Annotated in this window: 22 protein-coding genes; 15 read left to right on the plus strand and 7 right to left on the minus strand. The window is 54.3% G+C overall.

Going from position 1 to position 25,847, the window contains the following annotated elements:
- Positions 1–106 precede the first annotated feature (106 nt).
- The 8 genes from xseA (at position 107) to bioC (ending at position 8,332) form a co-directional block, all read left to right on the plus strand.
- A complete protein-coding gene (gene xseA, locus A7E78_RS02760; RefSeq protein ID WP_072282810.1) occupies positions 107–1,330 on the plus strand; it encodes an exodeoxyribonuclease VII large subunit in 1,224 nt (407 codons plus the stop codon).
- Between the two features lie 65 nt (positions 1,331–1,395).
- Positions 1,396–1,620, plus strand: coding sequence for an exodeoxyribonuclease VII small subunit (gene xseB, locus A7E78_RS02765; RefSeq protein ID WP_072282811.1), 225 nt, complete (start codon positions 1,396–1,398; stop codon positions 1,618–1,620).
- 20 nt (positions 1,621–1,640) lie between these two features.
- Positions 1,641–2,531, plus strand: coding sequence for a polyprenyl synthetase family protein (locus A7E78_RS02770; RefSeq protein ID WP_072282812.1), 891 nt, complete (start codon positions 1,641–1,643; stop codon positions 2,529–2,531).
- Between the two features lie 180 nt (positions 2,532–2,711).
- A complete protein-coding gene (dxs, locus tag A7E78_RS02775) occupies positions 2,712–4,616 on the plus strand; it encodes a 1-deoxy-D-xylulose-5-phosphate synthase (RefSeq protein ID WP_072282813.1) in 1,905 nt (634 codons plus the stop codon).
- 128 nt (positions 4,617–4,744) lie between these two features.
- A complete protein-coding gene (locus A7E78_RS02780) occupies positions 4,745–5,551 on the plus strand; it encodes a 6-carboxyhexanoate--CoA ligase (protein ID WP_072285016.1) in 807 nt (268 codons plus the stop codon).
- Positions 5,548–6,723, plus strand: a complete 1,176-nt coding sequence (gene bioF, locus A7E78_RS02785) for an 8-amino-7-oxononanoate synthase (protein WP_072282814.1) — start codon at positions 5,548–5,550, stop codon at positions 6,721–6,723. The genes A7E78_RS02780 and bioF overlap by 4 nt, the downstream gene beginning before the upstream one ends.
- Entirely contained in the window at positions 6,720–7,526 is an 807-nt protein-coding gene (locus A7E78_RS02790) for an alpha/beta fold hydrolase (protein WP_072282815.1), read from the plus strand. The genes bioF and A7E78_RS02790 overlap by 4 nt, the downstream gene beginning before the upstream one ends.
- Entirely contained in the window at positions 7,523–8,332 is an 810-nt protein-coding gene (bioC, locus tag A7E78_RS02795; protein WP_072282816.1) for a malonyl-ACP O-methyltransferase BioC, read from the plus strand. Before A7E78_RS02790 ends, bioC begins: the two co-directional genes overlap by 4 nt.
- A gap of 26 nt (positions 8,333–8,358) precedes the next feature.
- Here the strand turns inward: bioC and A7E78_RS02800 are convergent, their stop codons facing one another.
- Entirely contained in the window at positions 8,359–8,658 is a 300-nt protein-coding gene (locus A7E78_RS02800; RefSeq protein ID WP_072282817.1) for an ArsR/SmtB family transcription factor, read from the minus strand.
- Between the two features lie 140 nt (positions 8,659–8,798).
- On the opposite strand from A7E78_RS02800, the gene A7E78_RS02805 reads away from it, so the two are divergent.
- The 3 genes from A7E78_RS02805 to A7E78_RS02815 are packed head-to-tail and all read left to right on the plus strand — an operon-like array spanning position 8,799 to position 12,207.
- The gene (locus tag A7E78_RS02805) at positions 8,799–9,731 is read left to right on the plus strand and encodes a calcium/sodium antiporter (RefSeq protein ID WP_072282818.1); all 933 of its coding nucleotides are present in this window, start codon (positions 8,799–8,801) and stop codon (positions 9,729–9,731) included.
- Positions 9,728–10,561, plus strand: a complete 834-nt coding sequence (locus A7E78_RS02810; RefSeq protein ID WP_072282819.1) for a DUF3108 domain-containing protein — start codon at positions 9,728–9,730, stop codon at positions 10,559–10,561. Before A7E78_RS02805 ends, A7E78_RS02810 begins: the two co-directional genes overlap by 4 nt.
- Complete coding sequence (locus tag A7E78_RS02815; protein ID WP_235606786.1) at positions 10,558–12,207, plus strand: putative manganese-dependent inorganic diphosphatase; 1,650 nt, start codon at positions 10,558–10,560, stop codon at positions 12,205–12,207. Before A7E78_RS02810 ends, A7E78_RS02815 begins: the two co-directional genes overlap by 4 nt.
- Positions 12,208–12,289: 82 nt before the next feature.
- Here the strand turns inward: A7E78_RS02815 and A7E78_RS02820 are convergent, their stop codons facing one another.
- The 5 genes from A7E78_RS02820 to A7E78_RS02840 form a co-directional block, all read right to left on the minus strand.
- On the minus strand, positions 12,290–14,431 hold the full coding sequence (locus A7E78_RS02820) for a thioredoxin domain-containing protein (RefSeq protein WP_083552577.1): 2,142 nt from the start codon (positions 14,429–14,431) through the stop codon (positions 12,290–12,292).
- Positions 14,432–14,823: 392 nt separating this feature from the next.
- On the minus strand, positions 14,824–15,903 hold the full coding sequence (locus A7E78_RS02825) for a KamA family radical SAM protein (protein WP_072282820.1): 1,080 nt from the start codon (positions 15,901–15,903) through the stop codon (positions 14,824–14,826).
- Between the two features lie 4 nt (positions 15,904–15,907).
- Positions 15,908–16,390, minus strand: coding sequence for a GNAT family N-acetyltransferase (locus A7E78_RS02830; RefSeq protein WP_072282821.1), 483 nt, complete (start codon positions 16,388–16,390; stop codon positions 15,908–15,910).
- Complete coding sequence (locus A7E78_RS02835) at positions 16,383–17,393, minus strand: D-alanine--D-alanine ligase family protein (protein ID WP_072282822.1); 1,011 nt, start codon at positions 17,391–17,393, stop codon at positions 16,383–16,385. Before A7E78_RS02835 ends, A7E78_RS02830 begins: the two co-directional genes overlap by 8 nt.
- Entirely contained in the window at positions 17,371–18,441 is a 1,071-nt protein-coding gene (locus A7E78_RS02840) for a D-alanine--D-alanine ligase family protein (RefSeq protein ID WP_072282823.1), read from the minus strand. Before A7E78_RS02840 ends, A7E78_RS02835 begins: the two co-directional genes overlap by 23 nt.
- Before the next feature lie 430 nt (positions 18,442–18,871).
- On the opposite strand from A7E78_RS02840, the gene hcp reads away from it, so the two are divergent.
- The 4 genes from hcp to A7E78_RS02860 all read left to right on the plus strand — a co-directional run bounded on the left by hcp (position 18,872) and on the right by A7E78_RS02860 (position 24,285).
- Entirely contained in the window at positions 18,872–20,503 is a 1,632-nt protein-coding gene (hcp, locus tag A7E78_RS02845; RefSeq protein WP_072282824.1) for a hydroxylamine reductase, read from the plus strand.
- A gap of 285 nt (positions 20,504–20,788) precedes the next feature.
- A complete protein-coding gene (locus tag A7E78_RS02850) occupies positions 20,789–21,094 on the plus strand; it encodes a cupin domain-containing protein (protein ID WP_072282825.1) in 306 nt (101 codons plus the stop codon).
- Between the two features lie 327 nt (positions 21,095–21,421).
- Positions 21,422–23,275: a molecular chaperone HtpG gene (gene htpG, locus A7E78_RS02855; protein WP_072282826.1), complete on the plus strand. Its 1,854-nt coding sequence runs from the start codon at positions 21,422–21,424 to the stop codon at positions 23,273–23,275.
- A gap of 194 nt (positions 23,276–23,469) precedes the next feature.
- The gene (locus A7E78_RS02860; RefSeq protein ID WP_072282827.1) at positions 23,470–24,285 is read left to right on the plus strand and encodes a glycerophosphodiester phosphodiesterase; all 816 of its coding nucleotides are present in this window, start codon (positions 23,470–23,472) and stop codon (positions 24,283–24,285) included.
- Positions 24,286–24,403: 118 nt separating this feature from the next.
- Here the strand turns inward: A7E78_RS02860 and A7E78_RS02865 are convergent, their stop codons facing one another.
- Positions 24,404–25,807, minus strand: a complete 1,404-nt coding sequence (locus A7E78_RS02865; RefSeq protein ID WP_072282828.1) for an MATE family efflux transporter — start codon at positions 25,805–25,807, stop codon at positions 24,404–24,406.
- Between the last annotated feature and the right edge of the window lie 40 nt (positions 25,808–25,847).

Genomic DNA, 25,847 nt, shown 5'->3' on the forward strand with positions numbered 1-25,847 from the left:
CTTATAGAAGCAAGCAGTGCGGCCTGTCAATAAAAACCCCGGGATTCCTTAGAAGAAATCCCTTGATGGATTCTTTTAATTCGGTTCGTTACAGGAAATTTGCACAATGGATTCAGGAACTGTTTTAACCGTTTCGCGATTAGTCAACCTGTTAAAGGAACTGGTCGAAGACAATTTCGTGCAAGTAGTGGTTAGAGGTGAGGTAAGTAATTTTTCTGCTCCCGCATCCGGTCACTATTATTTTGCCCTAAAGGATGATCGCCACCAAATGAAGGCGGTTATGTTCCGCATGCATAATCGTGCTCTCGACTTCGTCCCTAAGAACGGGATGGAAGTTATGGCCCAGGGGCATATGTCCCTTTATGCTCAACGGGGAGAGCTGCAGCTTGTTGTCGACAAACTGCAACCCTGCGGCCTCGGCAGTCAGCAAGTCGCCCTGGAAGAGCTTCGGGCCCGCCTGGCAGGGGAAGGTCTGTTCGACCCTTCCCGTAAACGGAAGCTTCCGGCCTTCCCGGTAACTATCGGTGTCGTCACCTCCGCAACGGGTGCTGCTGTGCACGATATACTTAACGTGTTGCGCAGACGCGGCAGTGGGCTGAAAATCCTACTATGTCCTGTGCCGGTTCAAGGGGTCGGAGCTGCCAAACAGATTGCCGCAGCCATTCAGGACCTTAATCGTCATGCCCAGGCCGATGTATTGATTGTCGGGCGCGGCGGGGGTTCACCGGAGGATCTTCATGCATTCAACGAAGAACCGGTGGCCCGTGCTATTTACGCATCAGCCATTCCGGTTATTGCAGCCGTTGGTCATGAAATCGATTTTTCCATCGCCGATCAAGTTGCCGACCTGCGCGCCCCGACTCCAAGTGCCGCAGCCGAACTGGTGGTCAAAGAGCGGCGAGAGTTGGAGAGCCATATTGATCATTTGACCTTGCGTCTTTGCGGCCAGATGAACAATCGCTTGAGCTTGCTGCGTGAGCGTATTAACGGTCTTAAAAACCGCTTACAGGGCGGGCTTTATCGTTTTGATTCGTCCAGGCAAAAGGTCCTGGATCTGCTTCGGCGTGTGGAGGCTTCAATGCAGGTTCGTCTCCAGGATGCCGCCACCAAACTACAACTTGCCGCCGGACGTCTTGATAGCTTATCGCCTCTGGCTACGTTAAAGCGGGGCTATGCCATCGTTACTCGCATCGGTGATAATGCGGCTATTCGAGATACGGCGGAACTTGAAGTTGGAGTCCCCCTGCATTTGCGCTTCTCCCACGGTAGCGCAGAAGCGGTTGTGACTTCTCTTGATTCGGAAACTTTTCGACAGAAGCCCCTTGACTGATTAGGCTAAGGGTGTCGATAATCAAGATTGATTGATTTATTTATTTGAAAAGGATTTCATTCGGCATGGCCAAACAAGATAATTTTGAAACGGCGCTGCATACCCTGGAAGGGGTGGTAGACCGGTTGGAAAATGCAGATCTGTCCCTCGAAGAGGCTTTGTCTGCTTTTGAACTTGGTGTAAAGAGTGCCTCACGTTGTCAGAAACTGCTGCAGGCGGTTGAAACTCAGGTGGATGTTTTGCTTAAGAAACAGGACCAAACTCTTACTACTGAAAAATTTCAGGAATAACCTTCTCATTCGGAGATAGAATGGATCTCAAAAACTACCTTAAAGACCGTCGGCAGCGGATTGACGCTGCCCTCGATCAGTATCTACCTGCTGAGGATTCCTTGCCTGAACGTCTTCATCAGGCTGTGCGTTATTCGGTTTTCGCCGGTGGAAAGCGGCTTCGCCCGATCCTTATGCTGGCGGCCTGTGAAGCCGTTGGTGGCGATACGGAGAAGATCCTGCCGGCAGCCTGTGCCATGGAGATGATCCATACCTATTCGTTAATTCACGACGATCTTCCTGCTATGGATGACGACGATCTTCGCCGTGGCCGGCCAACCTGTCACAAAGTCTACGGGGAGGCCCTTGCCATTCTCGCCGGTGATGCGCTATTGACCGAAGCCTTCATTCAACTCTCCGGCATGAACGGTAATACCTTCCAGGCCGACGATGCCTGCCGCCGTGCGACGCATATAATCGCTCGTTGTGCCGGTTCCAGAGGCATGGTTGGCGGTCAGGTGGTCGACATGGAATCCGAAGGCAAAGAGATCAATCTGCCGACTCTGGAATATATTCATACCCATAAGACCGGTGCTTTGATTTTAGCCTCGGTGCAGGTCGGCGCCTTGCTTGGAGGTGCAGATGAAGCATCTTACGATGCATTAACTCGCTATGCCGAAGCATCGGGCCTCGCTTTTCAAGTGGCGGATGATATCCTCGATATCATTGGTGATCAGGATTTGCTCGGTAAGGATGTCGGCAGCGATGAGGCACGGGGCAAGGCGACCTACCCGGCATTGCTCGGACTAAGCGTCGCCCGGAACCGGGCGCGGGACCTGCGGGACTTGGCATTGGAAAGCCTGGCAGGCTTCGGTGAGGCCGCTGAACCCCTGCGCCAGATCGCCCATTATATCGTCGATCGCTCCTTTTAAATAAACATGGAGTACGCCAATCAATGATGGTGCCGCAAAAAGACACCCTGCTACAGGGCAATCATTTTTCAGGACTTCGACATGTACTAGGTATGCTTTCACCCCTGAAAAATCAGAGCACCTTGCAGGCCGAAACTTTTGCTCAAGCCATCTCGTGACTATTTGCGAAAGCATAATTCAATGAGTATTCTGCAGCAACTTCAATCACCCGCTGAATTAAAAGATCTGTCTCAGGGCGAACTTGAGCAACTCACCGCTGAATTGCGTGAAAAAATCATCTCCACAGTCTCAGCCACTGGCGGCCATTTAGCGAGTTCATTGGGCGTTGTCGAGCTGACCGTCGCCTTGCATCGAGTCCTGAATTCTCCGGAAGACAAAATAGTCTGGGATGTTGGGCATCAGGCCTATGCCCACAAACTGCTCACCGGTCGCCTTGAACAATTTCATACCTTGCGCCAGCTTGGTGGCATCAGCGGCTTCCCAAAACGCCAGGAAAGCCCCCATGATGCCTTTGACGTCGGTCATAGCAGTACTTCTATTTCCGCTGCTCTCGGTATGGCCGCTGCCCGGGACTGTCAGAATAAACAACAGAAGATGGTCGCTGTCATAGGTGATGGTTCTTTGACCGGCGGTCTGGCTTTTGAGGGACTCAACCATGCCGGGCACCTGAATAAAAATCTTATTGTCGTGCTTAACGATAATGAAATGTCCATTTCCCCCAACGTCGGCGCCATCTCTTCTCTCATCAGCCGTAAGTTGACTTCCGAATTGGCGGTGAGACTTAAAAAGGAAGCTGAGAATTTTCTCAACCACGTGCCACGTTTCGGCAAAGACCTGCTCAAAGTCGCTCGACGTGCCGAAGAGGCCCTGAAAGGCTTTTTCACCCCAGGCATGTTATTCGAAGCCCTCGGTTTTGAATATGTCGGCCCCCTTAACGGGCACCGTCTCGACCAACTGGTGGACGCATTTGAAAATGTAGTCAACCTCGATGGGCCGGTTCTCGTCCATGTTGTTTCCCGCAAGGGACGAGGCTATCAGCCTGCCGAGGAAAACCCTTCTTTGTTTCACGGGATTGGTCCTTTCGACCGGGAGACCGGTGTCCCTCAAGCCAGTAAGGGAGGAAAGACCAGCTATACCGGAGTGTTCGGGAAAACCCTGGTTCAACAGGCCGAACAGGACGAGCGTATTGTCGCCATTACGGCGGCGATGCTTGAAGGAACGGGTTTGAAGGACTTTTCTCAATGCTATCCCGACCGGTTCTTCGATGTGGGGATCGCAGAGCAGCATGCGGTCACCTTTGCCGCTGGCCTTGCCAGTCAGGGCCTGCGCCCTACGGTGGCCCTCTATTCAACCTTTTTACAACGGGCTTATGACAACGTGGTCCACGATGTGGCGTTGCAAAATTTGCCCGTCACCTTTGCTATCGATCGGGCTGGCCTGGTCGGTGCCGATGGGCCTACTCATCACGGGGTGTTCGATTTCTCCTATCTGCGCCATATCCCCAATCTCACTATCATGGCCCCCAGAGACGAATTGGAACTACAGCGGGCCATGGTAACCGCCACCACAGTCGAAGGTCCTTTTGCTTATCGCTACCCTCGGGGGCAGGCTCTCGGACTTCCCCTGGGAGACTTGCCCGCAGCTGCCGATATTGGTCGTGGAGAGAAATTGCGTGATGGTACCGACGGGGTTGTTTTTGCTCTTGGGGTAGTTTGTCGTGATGCTTTGCAAGCGGCTGCAGTATTGGAAAAAGAAGGGTTGTCGCTGGCTGTAATTGATGCCCGATTCCTTGCCCCTCTTGACAGATCAATGATCTCAGATGAAGCACGACGTACCGGTTTGGTCTTTACCGTAGAGGAAAACGTATTGGCCGGAGGTTTCGGTTCAGCGATACTTGAATTGCTCGCCGAAGAGCAACTTACCCCCCGTGTACTGCGTATGGGACTACCCGATAGTTTTGTTGAGCAGGGAACTCAACAGGAACTTCGCGCCTTATGTGGTATCGATGGTCCTGGAATTGCCAAACAGATTCGGAAATTTTGCAACATGGCTAAACCCGAGCCATCGGAAGAGTCCTCAAACTAAGGCAGAAACCAATTGATCGGGCCGCCTTCGGGCGGCCTTTTTTGTGTCGCCCCATATCCTATGCAACTGTCAACCAATAGTCCTCGGCAGGTTGACAATGTTTGGATGGCCATGCTAGCTTTCGAGCCATGAAAAGACCACTATTCAGTATTCGCATGCAGGCTTCAATAAACGGAAAGCACCTATCCGGCGCAGAGCGCCTGAGTGTCGCGGATGACCTTGAACGGTTAGCTGCAGGCATGGTGAAGAGGGCTTTGGGGCATATGCGAGGCAGGGCAGAGAAAATACAGCTTACCATTGAAGAAGTAGAAACTGGGCAAATCGACACTGGAGTCCTGCCGGATTTGCATACGTATCTAGTGGACGATTATCATCATGGCCGACGGGCCGCAACCGCTATTTTAGTTAAATCGGGCGTAACTCCTGTAGCAATCGCCAGGGCCATGGATGCTATGGCCTCCGGCGCAGCACCTGACGGTCGCAGTATGCGCGGAGCGATGCTTATCGATTCAAAGAACGGTAACCGTCTTGAACCGGATAAGGCGCGGGGAGTTCGTGTCAGTCGCATGGATCTGACCGAGCAAGCCCGTCATGAATTGATCCTCGGGCTGCAAGCTTTGGGCCTTGATAATGACCATGTTCGTGAAGCTCTGGTTTTAGCCGCAAAAGTTATTACCGCTCCCGGAATCGTAGCCGAGCTCTGTTGGTCCGATGATCCTGACTATACCGCCGGCTATGTAGCAAGTGTTCAGCAGGGGTATATGCGATTTCCTCATCTTAAACCTCTGGGGGACGAACGGGGAGGGCGGGCATTTTTCCTCGCATCCGGGGAGCATGATTTGTCAGAGCTTATGGATTATCTGCAATCCAAGCCTTTACTCTTTGATCGTATCGGTCGATTGTACCGGGCTAAACCCTGGAGTGAAGACTTATGATCGACTGGCAATCTCAGCTTAACAGCCTGAATGACAGGGGCTTGCTTCGCCGTTTGCGTACGGTCACTAGCGATCAAGGTGCATACGTCGAAATCGATGGCCAAAGGGTCCTGCTCCTTTGCTCTAATAACTATCTAGGCCTGGCTACTCACCCTAAAATAATCGAAGCAGCCCAAAGGGCGACAGCTCGCTACGGGGCGGGCAGTGGCGGCAGTCGGCTGATTTCCGGATCCATGAGGTGTCATCAGCTGCTGGAAGAAGACCTGGCGGCCTTCAAGGGAACTGAACGTGCGTTACTGTTCAATTCGGGTTATGCCGCCAACTGCGGAATCTTGCAGGGGCTTTTGGGGGAGGGCGATCTTATCTTCTCCGACTCCCTCAATCACGCATCCATAATCGATGGTTGTCGCCTGAGCAAAGCTCGAACGATAATCTATCCTCACGGAGATTTTGAGGCTCTTGATGCCCTGATGATGCAGGAAGTTTCTCGTCGCCAGGGCCGCTGGTTGATGGTCACCGATGGCGTGTTCAGCATGGATGGCGACTTGGCGCCATTACCTGAATTGGTAAAACTAAAGAAACGGTACGATGCCCTGCTAATGGTCGATGATGCCCATGGAACCGGTCTTTTAGGTGCCGGAGGTCGCGGCACCGGTGAATATCTGGAATGTCTGGAGGACATCGATCTGCATATGGGCACCCTGGGCAAAGCGTTAGGGGGGGCGGGGGCTTATTTGGCAGGACCCTCAGCGGCTATCGAGCTACTTATCAACCGGGCACGTTCCTTTGTTTTCTCTACCAGTCTTCCTCCGGGAGTCCCCGCAGCAGCTTCGGCTGCCCTGGAAATCGTTGCCGGATCAGAAGGCGACGAACTGCGACAAAGGTTGGTTGAAAATCGAATCCGCTTTATCACCGGTTTGCGTCAGGGGGGCCTGGAGGTAGAGGAGCACCCCAGTCCCATCGTACCTATACTTACAGCCGAACCGGCACCGACTATGGCTGCCAGCGAGCGTTTGATAACTGAAGGATACTTTGTTCAGGGGATTCGCCCTCCGACGGTGCCCGCTGGCAGTTGTCGATTGCGGGCCACCCTGATGTCCCTGCATCAGCCATCCGATCTGGATGCCGCGGCGAAGGCAATCGTACAAGCCGTGCAAGGAGCCTCTCAATGAAAGAGTGGAATTTGGCAGACGGTCGTGTCCTGCGGTTTCGTCAGGCCGGCAGCGGTCCCACCCTGGTGCTTCTGCACGGCTGGGCTATGTCTTCAGCGGTTTTTGACGAAGCGGTACAGAATCTAAGTAACGAATTTTGCGTACTGGCACCCGATCTGCCCGGGCACGGCCAATCGACGAGCTGCAAAGATTATAGCCTCGATTCTTTGGCCAGGGACCTGGCCTTATGGATGGAAGGGTTGCAACTCACCGATGTTCGTCTTCTGGGCTGGTCCCTCGGCGGTCAAATCGCCCTTCGACTGGCCAGCCTGACCAAACATCGTCTGTCCCGTCTATTACTAATAGCCACTACGCCACGATTCGTGGCTGACGAAGAATGGTCTCACGGGCTGGCCGAAGGCCAGGTGCGTATCATGGCGCGGGGGCTACAGCGTCGTTTTGCCAGGACCCTTGAGGACTTTTTCAACCAGCAATTCGGTGAACAGGAGATAAATTCAGGCCGTCGGCAGTGGCTCAGTGAACATCTTTCGCCATCGGTCATGCCACCGCAGCAGGAAGCCGCTTTAGGCGCCTTGGAGACCCTGCGAACGAGCGATTTGCGCGCAGAGTTGGTCGAATTAGAGCTGCCCACGCTGGTTCTGCATGGGACAGAAGACAAGATTATTCCTTTGGGTGCTGGACGTTATCTTGCCGGGACTTTAGCACAAGCCCGTTTTCAACCGCTGGAGCAGGCTGGACATGCCCCCTTTCTCAGTTGTCCTGAAGAGGTCTTTCAACTATGGCGGGAGTTTTGCCAACCATGATAGCAGCGGTAGATAGTCGCCGTTTGCGACGCAATTTCAGTACAAGCGCCGACAGTTACGATCACCATGCCCAGGTTCAAAAACAGGTCGTGGCCAATCTGTTGAACTTTATCGCACCCTCCTGCCCGGAACAGGGGACCTTCCTTGATGTCGGCTGCGGCACCGGGACTCTGTCTTACGAACTCTGTAGAATCCATCCTCAACTGCAGCCCGTTCTGTCGGATATTGCCCATGGTATGACCTTGCAAGGTCGCAGCCGCCTGTCTAAAGCATTGGCAGTCGATGCTGCCGCCGAAGCCTTGCCCTTTGCCGATTACAGCCTGGATATGGTCTGCTCTTCGTCCGTCTATCAATGGGTTCTTGACCTCCCAGGCGCCTTTGCCGAAAGTGCTCGGATTTTACATGAGGGAGGTCTCTTCGCCTTTGCATTGTTCGGGAAGAATACCCTCAGGGAGCTTAAAACAGCTTATCGGGAGGCAGCAAGAATCCATGGAGGGGAGACAGGACACCTGCACGAGTTGCCGGATATGGCTACCGTTGAACAGGCCTTGAATGCGGCCGGATTTGTGCAGATAGAGCTCCAACGGCAGGAACTTGTTGAATACCATAGGGATGTAACGGATCTGTTGCGCAGCCTGAAACGGATCGGTGCCGGCAATGCCAGTTCAAGAGCCCCCCGCGGTTTGGCATCCCGCAGCCAACTACAGAAAATGACCGCTATCTACCGGCAACGTTACGGGAAGAACGACCAAATTCCAGCAAGTTACGAAGTCCTATTCGGGATGGCGACAGCCCCGACACGATAATAATAACGTAAGATAGCCAGAGCGGGTTATTTGCAGGGGGCTTGTTTGAAGAGAGCTTGGATGATCAGGCGGGCTTGTTCCGAAATGACCGAATAGTAAACTTCTACGCCGCTGCGCCGTCCTTCTATTATGCCTTTGTTCTTGAGCAAGGCAAGGTGTTGGGATACGGTGGCTTGAGGCAGGCCAAGGCATTCCCATATTTTTTTGACATTACAGGCTTCCGACAGCAGGCCGGCGACTATTTTAAGCCGAATCGGGTGGCCGAGAACCTTGAGAATTTCTGCTTCTCGCTCGTAACTTTGGGTCTTGATAAAATCTTCTGGCATGTTTTCCTCTGTGTCGGAAGTATTGTAAGAAATTGAATATATGAATATTAGTGATCGGATTCTTTGATGTCAATCGCTTTTTCCAGCCATTAACAAAGTCATTCAGCAACGCTGATAATTTCCAGGAGATATTTCGATAAATGGTAGCCGCTTTCTTTTTTCTGCTCGGGTTGGCGATTCTATATGTTGGCGCTGAAACCATGGTCAATTCCAGTTCTCGTTTAGCCGCTTCCTATGGGATACGCCCATTGATTATCGGCATGACCGTAGTTGCTTTCGGTACCAGTATGCCGGAAATGATGGTGTCCTTGCTGGCTTCTTTTAAAGGATCGACTGATATTGCAGCCGGCAATATCGTTGGTTCCAATGTCGCCAATATCGGACTGATACTCGGTTTTACCGCATTAATAGCTCCGCTTTTAGTCCCCCGTTCGCTTCTTAGACGGGAGGTGCCCTTCATGATCGGCGCCTCGCTGTTGTTGTTCGTACTGGTGCTCGATGGATATCTCGGCTTTTATGACGGGGCGCTCTTATTTGCCCTGTTATTGGTATTTCTCGGTTATTGTCTGCGTACAGCACGCAAAATGGGAGATGACGCCGGTCAGGGTTCTTCCATGATGGCCAGCAGGTCCCGACCCAGGGATCTGTTTCTGGTGTTGATAGGGATTGCAGGCCTCGGCATCGGCGCGGAAATGATGGTTCGTTCTGCGGTGATCCTGGCCCGTGCATTTGGTATCTCGGAGTTGGTTATTGGGATCAGCGTGGTGGCCATCGGCACCAGTTTGCCGGAGTTGGCCGCCAGCGGTCTCAGTGCTTTGAAGGGACACGCCGATCTGAGTATCGGCAATGTGCTTGGCAGTAATATTTTCAATATTCTATTCGTGCTCGGGATCTGCCCCATGATTCGTCCCATGGCTGTCGACCCGTCGTTGTTGCAGTTGCAACTGCCTGTCATGCTGGTTTTCTCTATCGGTCTTATTCCTTTGCTGGGACACCGCTATAAAATCTGCCGCTGGAAGGGGCTCCTGCTTCTTGGCGGTTACCTGGCGTTTATTATAGGACTTTTTCTATGAGATTTATCTGGAAGCATCTCTTCATTGTTTTTGGATTATCATTCCTCCTTTTCGCTAGTGCAGAGGGTCAGGATCTCGCTACCACTGTTGACCCTGACGAAAAGAGAGAACCTGTACATCCCGCTGTCGAACAGTATCGCTACGATATTGCTTTTTTATGGTTTGATCGTCTGGCCGAAGCTCAATTAAGCCTTCAGCCGGTCGAAGAGCCGAACCGCTGGCAGGCAACCCTGGAAGCTAATACACTCGGTGTTGCAGCATGGTTAACCAGCGACCGTGCCCAAAGTTATGTCTCCTTGATGCAACTCGACAAGGAAGAGGGCTTTACTTCTTTACGCCATGATTCGAACATCAGTAAAACTAAAGAAGGCCGGAAGCGGGTGCGACTCAAAAGATACCTGTTCGACCACAAACAACAGAAAATAATCCAGAGGGTCACTCGTAACGGTCGGCAAAAAGAGGATCTTGTTCTACCGATGCCTCCGGTCAAACCTAACGATATTCTGACCGCCTTTTATAATTTCCGGCAAGGTGTTTACGGGCCATTGGTCAAAGGCGCAAAATATCGTATACCGACTTATAGTCGAATGGTTGCCAGTGAAATTATCGTTGAAGTGCTGGCAGATAAGCAGAGACCGCGCAGCCCCAAATTCCCCAAACAAGGGCTCCTTCTCAAAGTACAGATCGACAAAGAAGTCTTCGATACCGACAACGGCATCGTGTATGTCTGGCTGGATGCTCAGGGCAGGCCGGCTCAGGTCGTGGTAGAAGACGTTATCGGCATGGGGGATGTGCGTTGTACTTTACAACAGAAAGGGCAGAGTTCATGATCGAACCCCTGGTATATGTTGTCGGCCACAAGCATCCCGATACGGACTCAATATGCAGCGCCATCGGTTATGCCCGTTTGCGTCAATTGCAGGGTTTGACCGGCGTGACCGCTGCCCGTGCCGGAAATCTTAATCGGCAAACGGAATTTGTACTGAAACATCTCGTTGTCGACGTTCCGCCCTTGCTCACCGATGTTTCTCCCAGGGTACGGGATTTGGTCCGTTCTCCCGCCGTTACCATCGGTGGTGAGACCCCTCTGGCCATTGTTTTAGAACAACTCCATCATCATGATGTCCGTCTTCTACCGGTAATTGATGAGGAACAACGCCCGCAAGGCCTGATGATGCTCAAACGAGCGGCTGAAGGATTTTTACTGCCGTCCGATGAAAGTGCAAGCCGGCGGGTATTGACCTCTTTAGCGGCACTGCAGGAATGTCTGCAGGGCAGGGCCCTAAACAGCATCGACGATAGGAAACTCGAAGAGCTGGAACTTTATGTCGGCGCTATGGCCTTTGAATCCTTTGCAGAGCGGGTGGCCCATTGCGACCCGCGCCGGCTGCTTATCATTACCGGGGACCGACAGGAAATTCAGGCTCACGCCGTAAACCTCGGCGTACGCGTTCTGGTGATTACCGGTGGCGGAACCATCTCGCCGGAGTTATTGACGATGGCCCGTCAGAAACAGGTAACCGTTCTCAGTACAAACTTTGACACCGCCACAGCCGCCTGGCGAGCGCGGCTGTCGACCCCGGCTCATTGTCTTATGGAGCGCAACTGTCCTACGGTGGGTCTTCTCGATTGTCGCGAAGATTTACGGCTGAAATTGCTTCATGGGGGATGCCCTGGCGTCCTCGTCCTCGATAGCGCCGGTAAAGTCACCGCTGTAGCCACTAAAAGCGACCTTTTGGTTGAAACGCCCCTCAAATTGATTCTGGTCGATCATAATGAACTGTCCCAGGCCGTAACCGGTGCCGACCGGGTAGAGATTCTGGAAGTGATCGACCACCACAGGCTGGGGAACTTTCATACCGAGAAGCCGATTCGCTTTATCAACCAGCCATTGGGAAGCACCTGCTCTCTTGTTGCCAGTCTCTACCGTCAAGCTGGATTGGAACCCGAGAAAGAGTGCGCGGGTTTGCTGCTGGCCGGGTTGCTCTCCGACACGGTCCTCCTCAAATCCCCCACCACCACCGATATTGATCGAGAGTTAGCCTCCTGGCTGGGAGAGCTGGCACAACTCGATCCGCAAAACTTTGGTCAGGAGATGTTCGCCGCGGGCAGTGTCCTGAGCGCTTATGAAAGCACGGAACAATTGATCCTGTCGGACTTTAAGGAATATCGTGCAGGAGAACGCTTGTTCGGGGTAGGGCAGGTGGAAGTGGTTGGATTTGAAGAATTTCACGGTATTAAACAGGCCCTTCGTCAAGAACTTGCTGATTTGCGACAACGACGAGGCATGTCAGCCGCCGGACTGCTGGTGACGGATATCGTGCGGGAGACCAGTTTGTTGTTGGCCGACGGGGAAGCCGATTTGCCCTATCGAATTGGCTATCCGGAACTGGAACCGGGACTGTACGAACTGCAGGACGTGCTGTCCCGTAAAAAGCAGTTGGTGCCCCATCTGCTTAAAGTCTTGCAAGGCTAAGAGACAAATATTTACCTGTTGTTATCAGTACGCAGAAAAGCCGGGATTAAATCCCGGCTTTTCACGTTGGAAGCTGTTTTGGTCAACCTTCCAGCATGGCGATCAACTCGTCAACGCTGGTTACCGGAGCTTGACAGGTTTCGCCCCGGCAAAGATAGGCGGTTGTCTGACCATCGATGGCCGCCTTGCCCTGCAGCAAGGGGGTCAGTTCGTTGAGTTGCGTATCTTCCGCATCGGCGCATAACACCAGGGTGCGGGGTAAAAACCGCTCGCGCAGGGCCCTTAACATTTTATCCATGCCCGTCCCGTTTAGGTCGCTTGCCAGGACCACCACATCCTTGGGACCCAGAGCAAAGTCCAAGGCGCAGTAGAGCAGAGATGTGCCGGTGGGATAGCGGGCGGCTTGGGCAAGGCTGGTTTTAATAGCTGCCTCGCCCCGCTCGGTCATGGCTTGATCGCCGGTCAAGGCCGCAAGCCGCAGCAAATTCCAGGCAGCAGCCGAATTGCCCGCCGGTACGGCACCATCTATGATTGTTTTACTGCGAGTCAATACGGTTTCCGCATCTTCTGCACTGTCGAACAGGTTGCCCTGGCCATCCCCGAACAAACGTTCCATATCTGCAGTCAGTTCCAGAGCCATAGCCAGATAACGGCTGTCGAAGCCCGCCTGATAAAGTTCGATCAAGCCCCAACAAAAGAAGGCGTAATCGTCGAGGAAACCGGGCACCGCCGCTTCGCCCTGACGGTAACGACGCAACAGACGACCATCATCGCGGCGCAGGTTATTCAGGATGAAGTCTGCGCTGGCACAGGCGGCAGCCAGATACTCCTCCTTATCTAGAACCGTTGCCGCCCTGGCCAAAGCGGCGATCATCAAGCCGTTCCAGGCGGTCAGTATCTTGTCGTCCCGATGGGGCCTTATGCGTTCTTCCCGGGCCGTAAACAACATTTGCCGCCCAAGAGCCAGCACTTCGCCAAGCCGTTCCGGTTCAATGCCGAACCAGGCGGCCCACTGATTAACATCCATTTCCAGCCGAACAATGTTCTTGCCTTCAAAATTACCTTGTTCAGAGACTTCATAACAGTGAGAAAAGATGGTGCCGTGTTCATGACCGAGCACTTCCTCGACCTGTTGCGGCGTCCACAGGTAAAAAGTCCCTTCGACTCCCTCGGAATCGGCATCCTCACCGCTGTAGAATCCCCCCTGTTCATCGGTCAGGTCACGCAGAACATATTCGCTGACTTCGTCGACCATGGTGGAAAAGAAAGGATCTCTGCTGGTTTGGTAGGCATCCGCCGCGGCCAGGGTCAGCAAAGCCTGGTCATAAAGCATCTTTTCGAAATGGGGGACCCGCCAGTGGGCGTCGACGGCATAGCGATGCACACCAAAACCGATGTGGTCGTAGGTGCCGCTCAATCGAATGTTTTGCAGGGTTCGCATGGCCATGGTCTGCGCATTTTCAAGCCCGAGGCGCTGACCAAGGCGCAAAAGAAGGGAGAGGTTGTGGGGAATAGGGAATTTGGGCGCCTCGCCAAAACCTCCCCGGTCCTTGTCAAAGGTCTTGAAAAAATGGGAATAGGTTTGCTCCAGGGGCTCTTCGGTGAGGTGTTGGCCCTCGGTATTGCCTGTAGCCCCCTTCTCAAGATTTATCAGCGATTCAGTCAGTCTTTGCCCTGAATCGAGGAGTTGCTGGCGATTGCTCTGCCAGGTATTGCCGATCCGCTCGAGTATATCGGTGATACCGGCCATATCCCCCCGCGCCTCGCGGGGCATATAGGTGGCAGCGTAGAAAGGCTGTTTGTCCGGAGTGATAAAGACATTAAGGGGCCAGCCGCCTCCGCCGGTGAGGATCTGGCAGGCCGACATGTAGGTGTTGTCCACATCGGGGCGCTCCTCGCGGTCGACCTTGATCGGGACGAACAAGCGATTGAGAACGGCCGCCACTTCCTCGTTTTCAAAGGATTCGTGTTCCATGACGTGGCACCAGTGGCAGGTCGAATAACCAATGGACACCAGCACAGGTTTATCCTCGCGCCGGGCCAGAGCAAAGGCCTCTTCTCCCCAGGGGTGCCAGTCGACGGGGTTTTCGGCGTGCTGCAGCAGGTAAGGGCTCTTTTCGAAGATCAGGCGGTTATAGTGATCGCCGCCGTCGGCAGGCAGGGTGCTGGTATCAACGGCGGACAGGCGACTGACGGTGTCTTGCTGGACGGGGTCCTGTTTCATGACAGCTCCTCAGGGCGCGGAAAAAATTATCCATAATCAGATTTGATGCACTCGCAATAAAATCATAGGATGGCGAAGCAAAGATTTCATCCGACAAGGCTTGGTGTTTTTTCAGGGGGGTGAAGAAATACATCGAGGTTGTCGAGGTCCTGAAAAAACGCCGTGACGCCGCGGGTCGGACTTTTTGCGACACCATTATTTTTCAGGATAACAGAACCCGCCGATGCGGGCAAACCGCCGTCATGACTTGTGAAATAAAAAAGGCCCCATGAACGGAGGGCGGTCATGGGGCAAGGGCTGGCCGCTGAACAAAGCAGCGCGGCCGGCATCGCGTATAGTTTGGTCAGGCTGTGCCAGGCAAACCGTAGAAGCCATCGAATGCCGATTAAGACTCAGGCCTGAAGGGCGACCTGCCAAAGCTCTTCTTCCTTGGGCTGGGCGTTAGCGTATCGGTAATCGTGGCCCAGATAGTTTTTCAACAGAACCTCGCTGCCCAGGGATTGCAAGTATTCAGGCAATAGAGGAATTTTCCCGCCGCCTCCAGGGGCATCGATAACGAAGGCCGGCACCGCAATGCCAGAGGTGTGGCCTCGAAGCCAACGCAGAATCTCCAGCCCCTCTTCGACGGTGGTGCGGAAATGCTCGGTGCCCAGCACCAGGTCGGCCTGGTAGAGGTAGTAGGGCTTGACCCGGATGCTCAGCAGTTTTTGCATCAGCCGACGCATGGTGTGCGGATCATCGTTGACCCCGCGCAGCAGCACGGTCTGGTTGCCGAGGGGTATCCCTGCGTCGGCCAGGCGGGCGATCGCTTTGGTCGATGAGTTGGTGATCTCGTCCGGGTGGTTAAAATGGGTGTTGAGATACAGGGGATGATAACGGTGCAGCATGCGTACCAGTGCCTGGGTAATACGTTGGGGCAGCACAACCGGCATGCGGGTGCCGATGCGGATGATCTCCACCGTAGGGATGGCTCTCAGCTCCTTGAGTATCGCCTCCAGCTGCTCGTTGCTTAGCAGCAGCGGGTCGCCGCCTGACAGAATGACATCGCGGATCTCCGGATGGTTGCGGATATAGGCCAACCCCTGGGCGATGGTGTCGCGGCTGATCTGCATATTCTCCTTGCCGACCTTGCGCTTGCGGGTACAGAATCGACAATACATGGCGCACTCGGAGCAGACCATGAACAGCACTCGGTCGGGGTAGCGGTGCACCAGATTCGGCACCGGGCTCTGTTCCTCCTCGTCGAGGGGGTCGGCGCAGCAACTCCCTTCTTCCAGCTCGTCCATTGAGGGGACCGCCTGGCGCCAGATGGGGTCGCCTACCGATTGAATCAAACTCAGGTAGTAGGGGGTGACTCGCATCGGATAACGCTCGGCAACATCGGCTAGAGGCCGGGGGTCGATACCGTAACGACGGGTCAGCCGGGTCGGAGATGTGATGCTGGCTTGCAGCATTTTTTGCCAGAGTTCCATTACCTCAGGAGTCCTTCATAGTCGTAAAGCGTTTGACATAAGTCAGCCGGTCGTCTCCGGGGCGATAGAAGTCCCGGATGCGGTTTTCTTCGCAGTATCCGGCCTGGCGATAAAACTCACGAGTCCGCTGGTAATGGCCCTGGGACGAAGTTTCCAGGCAGATCATCCGTCCGCCGGCGGCACGGGCCTGCCGCTCGGCATGACGCATAAGCTGTCGCCCAATTCCCTGCCCCTGGCAATCCGGGTCAACGGCGATCCAGTAGATATCGTAGGTCCCCTCGGTCATGGGCACCGGACCGTAAAGGATATAGCCTTGCACCTCATCGCCGCCATTGGCAACGGCGACGCGGTAGTCCTGCTGCAGCGGATCGTTGATCATGATCTCCAACAACTCCAGAGCGCAAGCGATCTCCACCTCGGTAAAGGCCTCGCATTGGTGCAGAATCAAAATCAGGGCGGGCAGGTCGGTAGCGCGTAGTTCACGCATGAGATATCTCCTTGCGGCGCTGAGCCAGGCTCACCATCCGGGCAATGAATTCGGGATAGGTCATTCCTGCGGCGCGGGCCGCCCGGGCCAGGCCGGCGTCCGGTGCTATGTCGGGGTTGGCATTGACCTCCAGGATATAGGGCACCCCCTCCCTGAATCGGATATCGATGCGGGCGTAATCCCGGCATTCCAGGATTTTGAAGGCTCTCAACGCCACATCCTTGATCAGCACCTCTTCGCGAAAGCGCAGCGTTGCCGGGCAGACCGGGCTCGTGCCGCTGAACTCCGCGGAGTCTTCTTGCCACTTGCCGCTATAACTGACAATGGGGTGGGGCAGGGCCGGATCGAAGCGAATCTCCGAGATCGGCAGTACCACCGGCGGGCTGTTGCCGATGATGGCCACGTTGAATTCACGACCGACGATGAACTCTTCGACCAGGGCGTCCTGGCGATAGGTTTGATGGATATAGCGGATCCGGTTGTGAAGGGCCTTTTCGGTAGCGACGATGCTGTCGCCGGTAATGCCGAGGGAGGCGTCCTCAAAACGCGGCTTGACGATCAGGGGATAGGTTAGTCCCTTGATTTTTGGAAGCTGACCACCGTTCCGCACCAGGATATGGCGGGGGGTAGGCAGATGATGGGCGTTGAACAGGTCCTTTGAGCGGGCCTTGTCCTGGCTCAGGCCTAAGCAATAGGGAGTGGCGCCGGTAAAGAACAAGCCGAGCAACTCCAGCAGGGCGGCTACATGCATCTCACGGCTGCTGTCGCCCCAGAAGCCTTCGCACAGGTTGAACACCAGGTCGCAGGCACTGTTTCTTAGACAGGTGATAAATTCGCCGATGTCGGCAAGCAGGGGCACAAGTACCGCCTCATGGTGCAGGCTGTGCAAAGCCGCCAGTACCGCTTCGGCTTCGTGCCGGGCGCCCTGCTCGGACAGCAGGTCGATGGACTCCCCCCGGGCCGGAGTCGCCGGGGCTTCGTTAAAGCAGACAGCAATCCGCATGGCTAACCCCCTTAACCAGATGGTGACGGGCAATGGCCGCATCAGCCACACCGAGAATCAACTCGTCGTAAGACAGACCCGCTGCGCGGGCCGCCTTGGGGAAACAGCTGTTCTGCTCAGGGCGAGGCAGCACGCCGGGCAGGGGATTGAGTTCGATAATGTTTGGCTGACCGCTGGCGTCGAGGCGCACATCGATGCGGCACCAGTCCCGACAGCCCATAACCTGAAAGGCCTTTTTGCAAACCCTTTCGATGGCATTGTGCAGCGACGGATCAAGAGGTGCCGGGCAGGCAAAAATATCCAAGGGTTGCTCTTCGGTGTCCCAGATCCATTTGGCCTCAAAAGAATAGATAGGATTGACCCCGGCCGGCAAAGCGGCGAAGTCGATCTCGACAACGGGCAGTATACGCAGAGATTCGCCGTTTCCGAGCAGCGCCACGGTGAACTCACGACCAGGCAGAAACTCTTCGATCAGCACCGGCTGACGGTACGTTTTCAGCGACCATTCCACCTGACGCAGCAACTCCTTGCGGTTAGTCACCAGAGCGCGGTCGGTGACTCCCTTGCTGGAGCCTTCCAGAATGGGTTTGACGATCAGCGGATAGCGCAACCGGGCCGGAACATCTACCAGACTCTCTACCAGGGCGAAGCGTGGCGTCGGCACCCTATGGTAACTGAGAATCTCCTTGGTGCGGCGTTTGTCCAGACAGTTGCCGAGGGTCAGCGGATCGCTGCCGGTGTAAGGCAAGCCGAGCATGTCGAGCAGGGCAGGGATCTGGGCTTCGCGGCTGGCACCGAGCAGACCTTCGGCCATGTTGAACACCAGGTCCGGTCGCAGAGCCTGAAAGCTGGCAAAGGCGTAATGGTCGGCCTCCACCAGGGATACCCGGTGGCATTGAGAAAGGGCGGAGCGAACAGCATCGATCGTGTCGAAATCGTCCCACTCGGCGTAGAGGTCTTCCGCTGCGGCAAGAGGAGCGACGGAGGGCGAATTGGATGGCGCGCAGGCGGAATCCTGGCGCAGATTGAACGTGAGCGCGATGTGCATATGTAACCCCTTTTATAAAGCCTGACGGAACGAATTCCTCCATTTGGAGGACACGGTTCATTCATCGGACTCGGGACGCCTGTCGGCGGGTGGCTATAAAAAGGGGTTGCTTTTTATGCTGTTCGTCGTGCATCTCCCGGGCCGGAATGCGGCCGATGAAAAATCATATACTCCTCCAAATATCACCTGTCAACAGGAAAAATCACGCCCCTTGTAAAAAGATATAAGTATTATAATTTCAGATATCTACAATGCTAGCTTCTCATGTAAGGCACTGTCCTCTAAAGTTTTCTGAAAGGTCAGTTTTTGAATAAACATAAAAAATTGATCCGTATCAATCTCCTGCTTGATCGGAAAGTTTAGGCTGAGCCCAACAATCAGCCAAAAGAAATGTTTAGATTTCTATTTTTCCTCAGCAAAGGAGAAACACATGTTTTGTCATCAATGCGAGCAAGCAGCCAACGGTACCGGCTGTAATAAAGTAGGAGTTTGCGGTAAACAGCCCAATGTGGCAGCGCTCCAGGACAATCTGCTGCACGGCCTGCAGGGGCTCGGATTTTTTGCCAGCAAAGCCCGTAAGCTGGGTGCTACCGATCCTGCTTTCGACGCTTTTCTGATTGAGGGGCTGTTTGCTACGGTGACCAACGTTGATTTCGATGCGGCCCGTCTTGCCAATATTATCGTGCGTTGTGCCGAACTTAAAAATAAAGCCCAGAAACTGTACGAGGACGCCTTTAAAGAGGCCCACGGCATCAAGGCACGAACTTTTGAGAATGGCGCCCCGTCCTGGGTTCCGGCAGCGGACCTGGTAACTCAGGGCGAGCAGGTCGGCATCGAAAAACTGCACAGCGATCCCGATGTTCGTTCCGTGGTGGAAATACTTATTTACGGCCTCAAGGGCATGGCCGCCTACGCCGATCACGCCCGTATCCTCGGCAAGACCGATCCCGAAGTCACCGCCTTTATCGAACAAGCCCTGGCCGCTACCTGCGACCCGGAGCTCGGCCTGATGGATTTCGTCAACCTGTCGATGGAATGCGGCAAGCACAACCTGACCGTCATGGGGCTGCTCAATGAAGGTCACGTCGACAACTACGGTCATCCCGTACCGACGCCCGTTAATACCGGAACCAAGGCCGGCAAAGGCATTCTGGTTTCCGGTCACGATCTGAAAATGCTCGAAGAATTGCTTAAGCAGACCGAAGGCAAGGGCATCAACGTCTACACTCACGGCGAGATGCTGCCAGCCCACGGCTATCCGGGTTTGAAAAAATACGCCCACCTCGCCGGCAATTTCGGTGGCGCCTGGCAGGACCAAGCGAAAGAGCTGCCCCAGTTCCCCGGTGCGATCATCTTTAACACCAACTGCATTCAGAAACCAGCGGACTCCTACAAGGACCGGCTCTTTACCTGGGGTTGCACGGCATGGCCTGACGTGACCCACATCGATGGTTTCGACTTCAGCGCCATCATCGACAAGGCTCTGGCTTGCCCCGATGTGGCCGAAGCTCCTGGCAAAGAGATCCTGGTCGGGTTTGGTCACAATGCGGTACTCGGTGTCGCCGACAAGGTCATCGAAGCGGTCAAGGCCGGCGATATCAAACATTTCTTCCTCATCGGCGGCTGCGACGGTGCCAAGAGCGGACGCAACTACTACACCGAGTTCGCTGAAAAAGTGCCACAGGATAGTGTTATCCTGACTCTGGCTTGCGGCAAATACCGCTTCAACAAGCTTGATTTCGGCGACATCGGCGGTATCCCGCGTCTGCTCGACATCGGTCAGTGCAACGATGCCTATAGCGCGATCCAGATCGCGGTCGCTCTGGCCGGCGCCTTCGACTGCGGCGTCAATGACCTGCCTCTGAGCATGATTCTCTCCTGGTATGAGCAGAAGGCGGTGGTTATCCTCCTGACCCTGCTGCACCTCGGTATTCAGAACATTAAGCTTGGACCCAGTCTGCCGGCTTTCCTCACCCCCAACGTCCTCAACTTCCTGGTGGAGAATTTTAATATTGCTCCCATCACCACTGCCGAAGAGGACCTGAAGGCGATTCTTGGCTGATAAGAAGCAACAACAGCATAACCTCCCATTCGTATCGGGCGGCGATCCCCCTCGCCGCCCACTTTTTCCGAGAGGCAAAAGCTGTTAAAACCTATATGTAATCTGTCTCACACCCGCTCCTTACAGTCGTTAAAGACCAAAAGGCGCAAAGAAAGACAAAATCGAAAAGGAAAGGTCTTGATTCCCTTGGCGACTTTGCGGCTTTAGTGAGCGAAGCGAACTAGCGTGAGCCTGGTTTTGAATTGCGGTAAGATAAAATAGTTAATCACGAAAGAGAGGACCGATATGAATTCAATCCATCTTAAAGATGCCGAGCAGGTACCCATCAATATTGCAGCACACAAACTCTTTGCTTCGGAGAGAACCGAGGTCATCCATCTGTGCTTCAAGCCCGGCGAGGAACTGGCAAAGCATCCCAACCCCTTTGATGTCATTTTTTATGTGCTCGAGGGCAGCGGAACCCTTGAAGTAGGGGAGGAGAGCGCGAATCTTGGAGCCAACACCCTGATTGAAATCCCGGCGGATGAGATGCGTGGCTGGACCAATACCGGTTCGGAAGATCTGCGGGTGCTGGTGATCAAGGTCCTGTAAATCGCATGAATAATAGCCGTAAATATAAAAGGACGTTTGCTAAAATGGCGGGCGTCCTTTTTTCTAATCTGAAATCAGGAAACAAGGATTCTCTTTCCGTCTTCGCGTGAAAAAGAATATTTCCGCCCCTGTCTCACGAGAAACGGCGAAGCACGCGAAGGTAAACAAACGCCTGAATCCTTCTTCTCGATTTTTTGCCACCATTTACTGATCACTCATTACTCGTTACGCCTTAAAGCCCCAAAAGGTTGACAAACGGTCTCTCCATGCCTACATTTGGCTCTGCTTTCCGTAACAAACTCATGATTTCAGGAGGACAGACCGAACATGGCCGAGCAAAACGCGCCCGAAAAGGGCAATATTTCTATTCATACCGAGAACATTTTTCCCATTATCAAAAAATGGCTGTACAGCGAAAAGGAAATCTTCCTGCGGGAATTGGTCTCCAACGCTGTTGACGCCATCACCAAATTGCAACATGTCAACCTTGTCGAAGGCCTGCAACTGGCCGAGGACTATGAGGTCAACATCAGCATCGACAAAGATGCCTGCACTTTAACCATCAAGGACAACGGCATCGGCATGACCGCCGATGAGATCCGCAAGTACATCAACCAGGTCGCCTTCTCCTCTGCCGAGGAATTCGTCGAGAAGTTCAAGGGCATGGAGGACAAGAACCAGATCATCGGCCACTTTGGCCTCGGGTTCTATTCCGCCTTCATGGTCGCCGACAAGGTCGAAATCCGCTCCCTGTCCTATCAGAAGGATGCCGCCGGCGCTCACTGGACCTGCGAAGGCACCACCAGCTACGAGTTGGAGGAGATCGATAAAAAAGACCGTGGCACCGAGATCATCCTTCATCTCGAAGAAGAGGAAAAGGAGTTCCTCGAAGCGAACAAGGTACGCGAAGTGGTCAAGCGCTACTGCAACTTCCTGCCAGTAACGATCAAACTTGAAGGTGATCAGGTCAACGACAGCGCGCCGCTGTGGAACCAGTCGGCCAGCGAGGTGACCGAGGAGCAGTACAAGGAATTTTACGCCAAGCTCTATCCTATGGCAGACGAGCCCCTGTTCTGGATTCACCTTAACGTCGACTTCCCCTTCAACCTCAAGGGAATTCTTTACTTTCCTCGCCTAACTACTGAATTCGACGTGGCAAAGAGCCACATCAAGCTCTTTTGCAACCAGGTGTTTGTCTCCGACAATTGCCCCGAGTTGATTCCCGAATTCCTCACCCCCTTGCAGGGCTGCCTCGATGCCCCCGATCTGCCCCTGAACGTATCCCGTTCTTACTTGCAGAACGAACCCCAGGTTCGCAAAATCCGTGAGGTCATCACCAGCCGGGTTGCCAGCAAGATCAACGACCTGGCCCGGCAGGACCGGGAGGCCTTCAGCAAAATCTGGGAGGACATCCACACCTTCGTCAAGTACGGCATGATGCGCGAAGACAAGTTTTACGACAAGATCAAGGACCAGGTTATCTTCCGCACCACCGACGATTGCAAGTACGCCACCCTGGACGAATACCTGGTTCGCGCCGCCGCGAAACACGACAAGAAGGTCTACTACGCCAACGACGAGGCGGCCCAGGCCACTTACATCAAGCTCTTCAAGAGCCAGGACATGGAGGTTGTTCTTCTCGACGCTTTGATCGACAGCCACTTCATCCAGTTCCTGGAGATGAAGAACAGCGAGATCAAGTGGGAACGCGTCGATTCCGACGTCACCGAAAACCTGCTGGAAGAAGACCGCAAGATCGAGCTGGCCGGTCCCGACGAGCAAAAGTTGCAGACCGAGCAGGTCAAGACCTTCTTCGAAGAACACCTTAAAGCCACTGGCCTTGAGGTGCGAGTTGAAAGCCTCAAGGACGACAGCGTCTCCGGTATGATCCTGCTCTCGGAGCAGACCCGTCGCTTCAAGGAGATGACCCGCTCCATGAGCCAGGACGCTGACATGCCCGACATGTTTGCCGAGCACACTCTGATGGTCAATCTCAAGAGCCCGGTGGTGCAGAACATTATCAAGCTGCAGGATGCCAAGCAAGAGGAAGATGCCACCATGCTCGTCGAGCAGGTCTATGACTTGGCCATGCTTAGCCAGCGCTCTTTCGACAAGGAGCAGATGGAAGCCTTTTTGGCCCGCAGCAACAAGATTCTGGAAAAGCTCGGCGGCATGGGCTGATTTGGAAAATGTAGACGTGAAGGGAAGGGGCGAACCGCAGTTCGCCCCTTTTTTGTTTCTATCTCAAGATTTGTTGCAGTAGCGGTCCCTGCTGAAAAGAGAAACCCTTGGCAAGATGTGGTTGCCTCAACTATAATAGGAGGCACTGAGGTTGGCCGGGTTATCACAGAACCCACCGTCGCAAAAGGGGAACAATGCTCAAAAAGCCCATCTGGATAAGCCATCGCGGCTACGCGAAAAAGACCGTTGAAAACACCCGGGCCGCGTTTTGCGCCGCCGTCGATCATGGGTTTTCCTGCCTGGAAACCGATCTGAGACTGACCCGGGACGGGCGTATCGCCCTGGTCCACGATCCTGATTTGAGGCGTCTTGCCGGTGACCGGCGCAGGGTGCAGGACTTAACGGCAGCGGAACTGGCCAGTATTCGCTTGAGGTCCCCTGATAAAACACGCCCTGGTCCCAATGCCTCCGTCTCCTCGAACAAGCAAATAGATGATGCAAACTCGGTGATGTTCTTCGACGATTTTGCCACCGAATTTTCCGAGTGCCGATGGGTGCTGGACATCAAGCCGGAGGCAGGCGAAAAAACCATTCTGGCCCTGGCCCGTTGGGCTAAAGCTAAAAACTTGGTCGATAAAATTATTCATAACGCCAAGATGCTGACCTGGGATGCCGGCCATCAGGCGCTTGCAGGCAAGCATTTTCCCGGGCTGCAGTTTTATCCACGTCAGCTGGAATGTTGGCGGGCTGGCCTCGCCGCGCTGTCCGGAGTTCCTGCTCTCGGTGGAATTCAGTCCGGCAAAACCTATGCCTTGCCTCCCTCTGTTTCTGGCCTGCCCCTGTTTCGGTCGTCCATTGTTCGGCACTTTCACAATAGGGGCGCATCTGTCGTGGCTTTTCTTCCCCCGTGCGGGGTCACGGCGGGGAGGGCGGCTGCGGTTGGCTTTGATGAAATTTTGACCAACCATGAAATATTGCCGGAAGTAGCTCCCGGGGTCGGAACAATTTAACTTTCCGAGCTTGACTAGAATTCTCGCAATTATCCCCCGCAAGTATCGCTTACAGGTGAAAAGGGGGAGACACTCCCCATAATTTCCCCCAAAACGGAACTCCTGTCAGCTTTAGGCACTAGCTACCATCCCCCACCACAGCCAGGGCCTTCCATTTACCACTTCGGTAACGCAGATAAAACACTCCGCTGAAAATCAGAATAAAAGCAACAAGCGCCAACCAGGCCGCCAGGGGCGGCAGGGCCAGTACTTTGAGAAACACAGCCAGCACCGGCACCAATAGCCAGTGCAGGGTCACCGAGGCACACATGGCCCAGAAGGTATCGCCTGCGCCGCGCAAAGCGCCGCTGAATACCACGATAACCGCCTCGGCCAGGACGTAGAATGCGGCCAGGCGCAACATGCTGGTTGCCAGGGGCGCAGCTTGTTTGAAAAGAACATCAGCTTGGCGGGGTTCAAAAATCGTCACCAGTGCTCCCGGCAGGGCAACGAACAGAAAGAGAATCACCAGCGAGTAGCTGCAGGCCATTTTGAGTCCAGAGCGGGCGACGCGCTGGGCAATATCCGGTTGACCGGCTCCCATGTAACGGCCCACCAGGCTGACTACCCCGATCTGGATGCCGAGCAGCGGCACGAAGGAAACCAAGTCCCAATTAAAAACGATAGTCACCGCTGTTGCCGTTACCGGACCGTGACCATGAAAGATCATGATCATTGTGGTGAAAGCGACCAGGTTGAGAAACATCTCAACTCCGGCCGGCGACCCATAGCGCAACAGCTTGGACATGACCGCCCGGTCGAAGCGTAGAGCCTTCAGAACGTTGTACTCGTGGCGATTAGCACGCCCCAGGTAGGTTGCCAGCAGCACAAGCAAACCACAGAAGCTGCCGAATAACGTGCCGTAAGCGGCGCCTTTCAAACCTAGAGCGGGCAGGCCTAAATTGCCGAAAATCAGCCCATAGTTGGCGATGATATTGACCACCATGGCGACCATGGCAGAGAACATCACCACCCGGGTGCTCCCGATGCCTGAAAAGAAGCTGCTCAGGCAGGTGCGCAACAGAACCAGGACGGCTCCGTAGAGCAGGATGTCGAAATAGACGCGCTGCTGCGCCAACTGCTGCGCCGGCAGATTCATGAATTCGAAATAGGCATGGCCCAGCGGTCGCGCCGCCAGGATCAGCGGTGCCGCCAATAGCGAGATCAGTACCGCCTGGCTGACCACCAGGGCGCTCTTTTCCTTGCGTCCGGCCCCCAGGTACTGGGCCGCCAGAGCGGTTACGTAACCAATTAGACCGATAAAAAAGGTCATCATCGTGAAGGAGGCCAGCCCTCCTGCCATGGACGCGCTCATGGGCACTGGACCGAGGCGGGACAGAAAAACCCGGTCGGTAAAGATAAGCGCTGTTTCACAGCCGTGGGAGATGACCATGGGCAGGGCCAGAGCGATCATCTCGCGCAGGCCGCCTTGACCGTGGTGATCCGTTGCGTTCAACTGCATATTTTTCGAAGTTTCGTTCATGATATCAATTATTTGTTGCGCCCGTCTTGCGGATAAAAAA

Origin of the sequence: Syntrophotalea acetylenivorans, assembly GCF_001887775.1 — a bacterium.
In the GTDB taxonomy this organism is placed as follows: Bacteria; Desulfobacterota; Desulfuromonadia; order Desulfuromonadales; family Syntrophotaleaceae; genus Syntrophotalea_A; species Syntrophotalea_A acetylenivorans.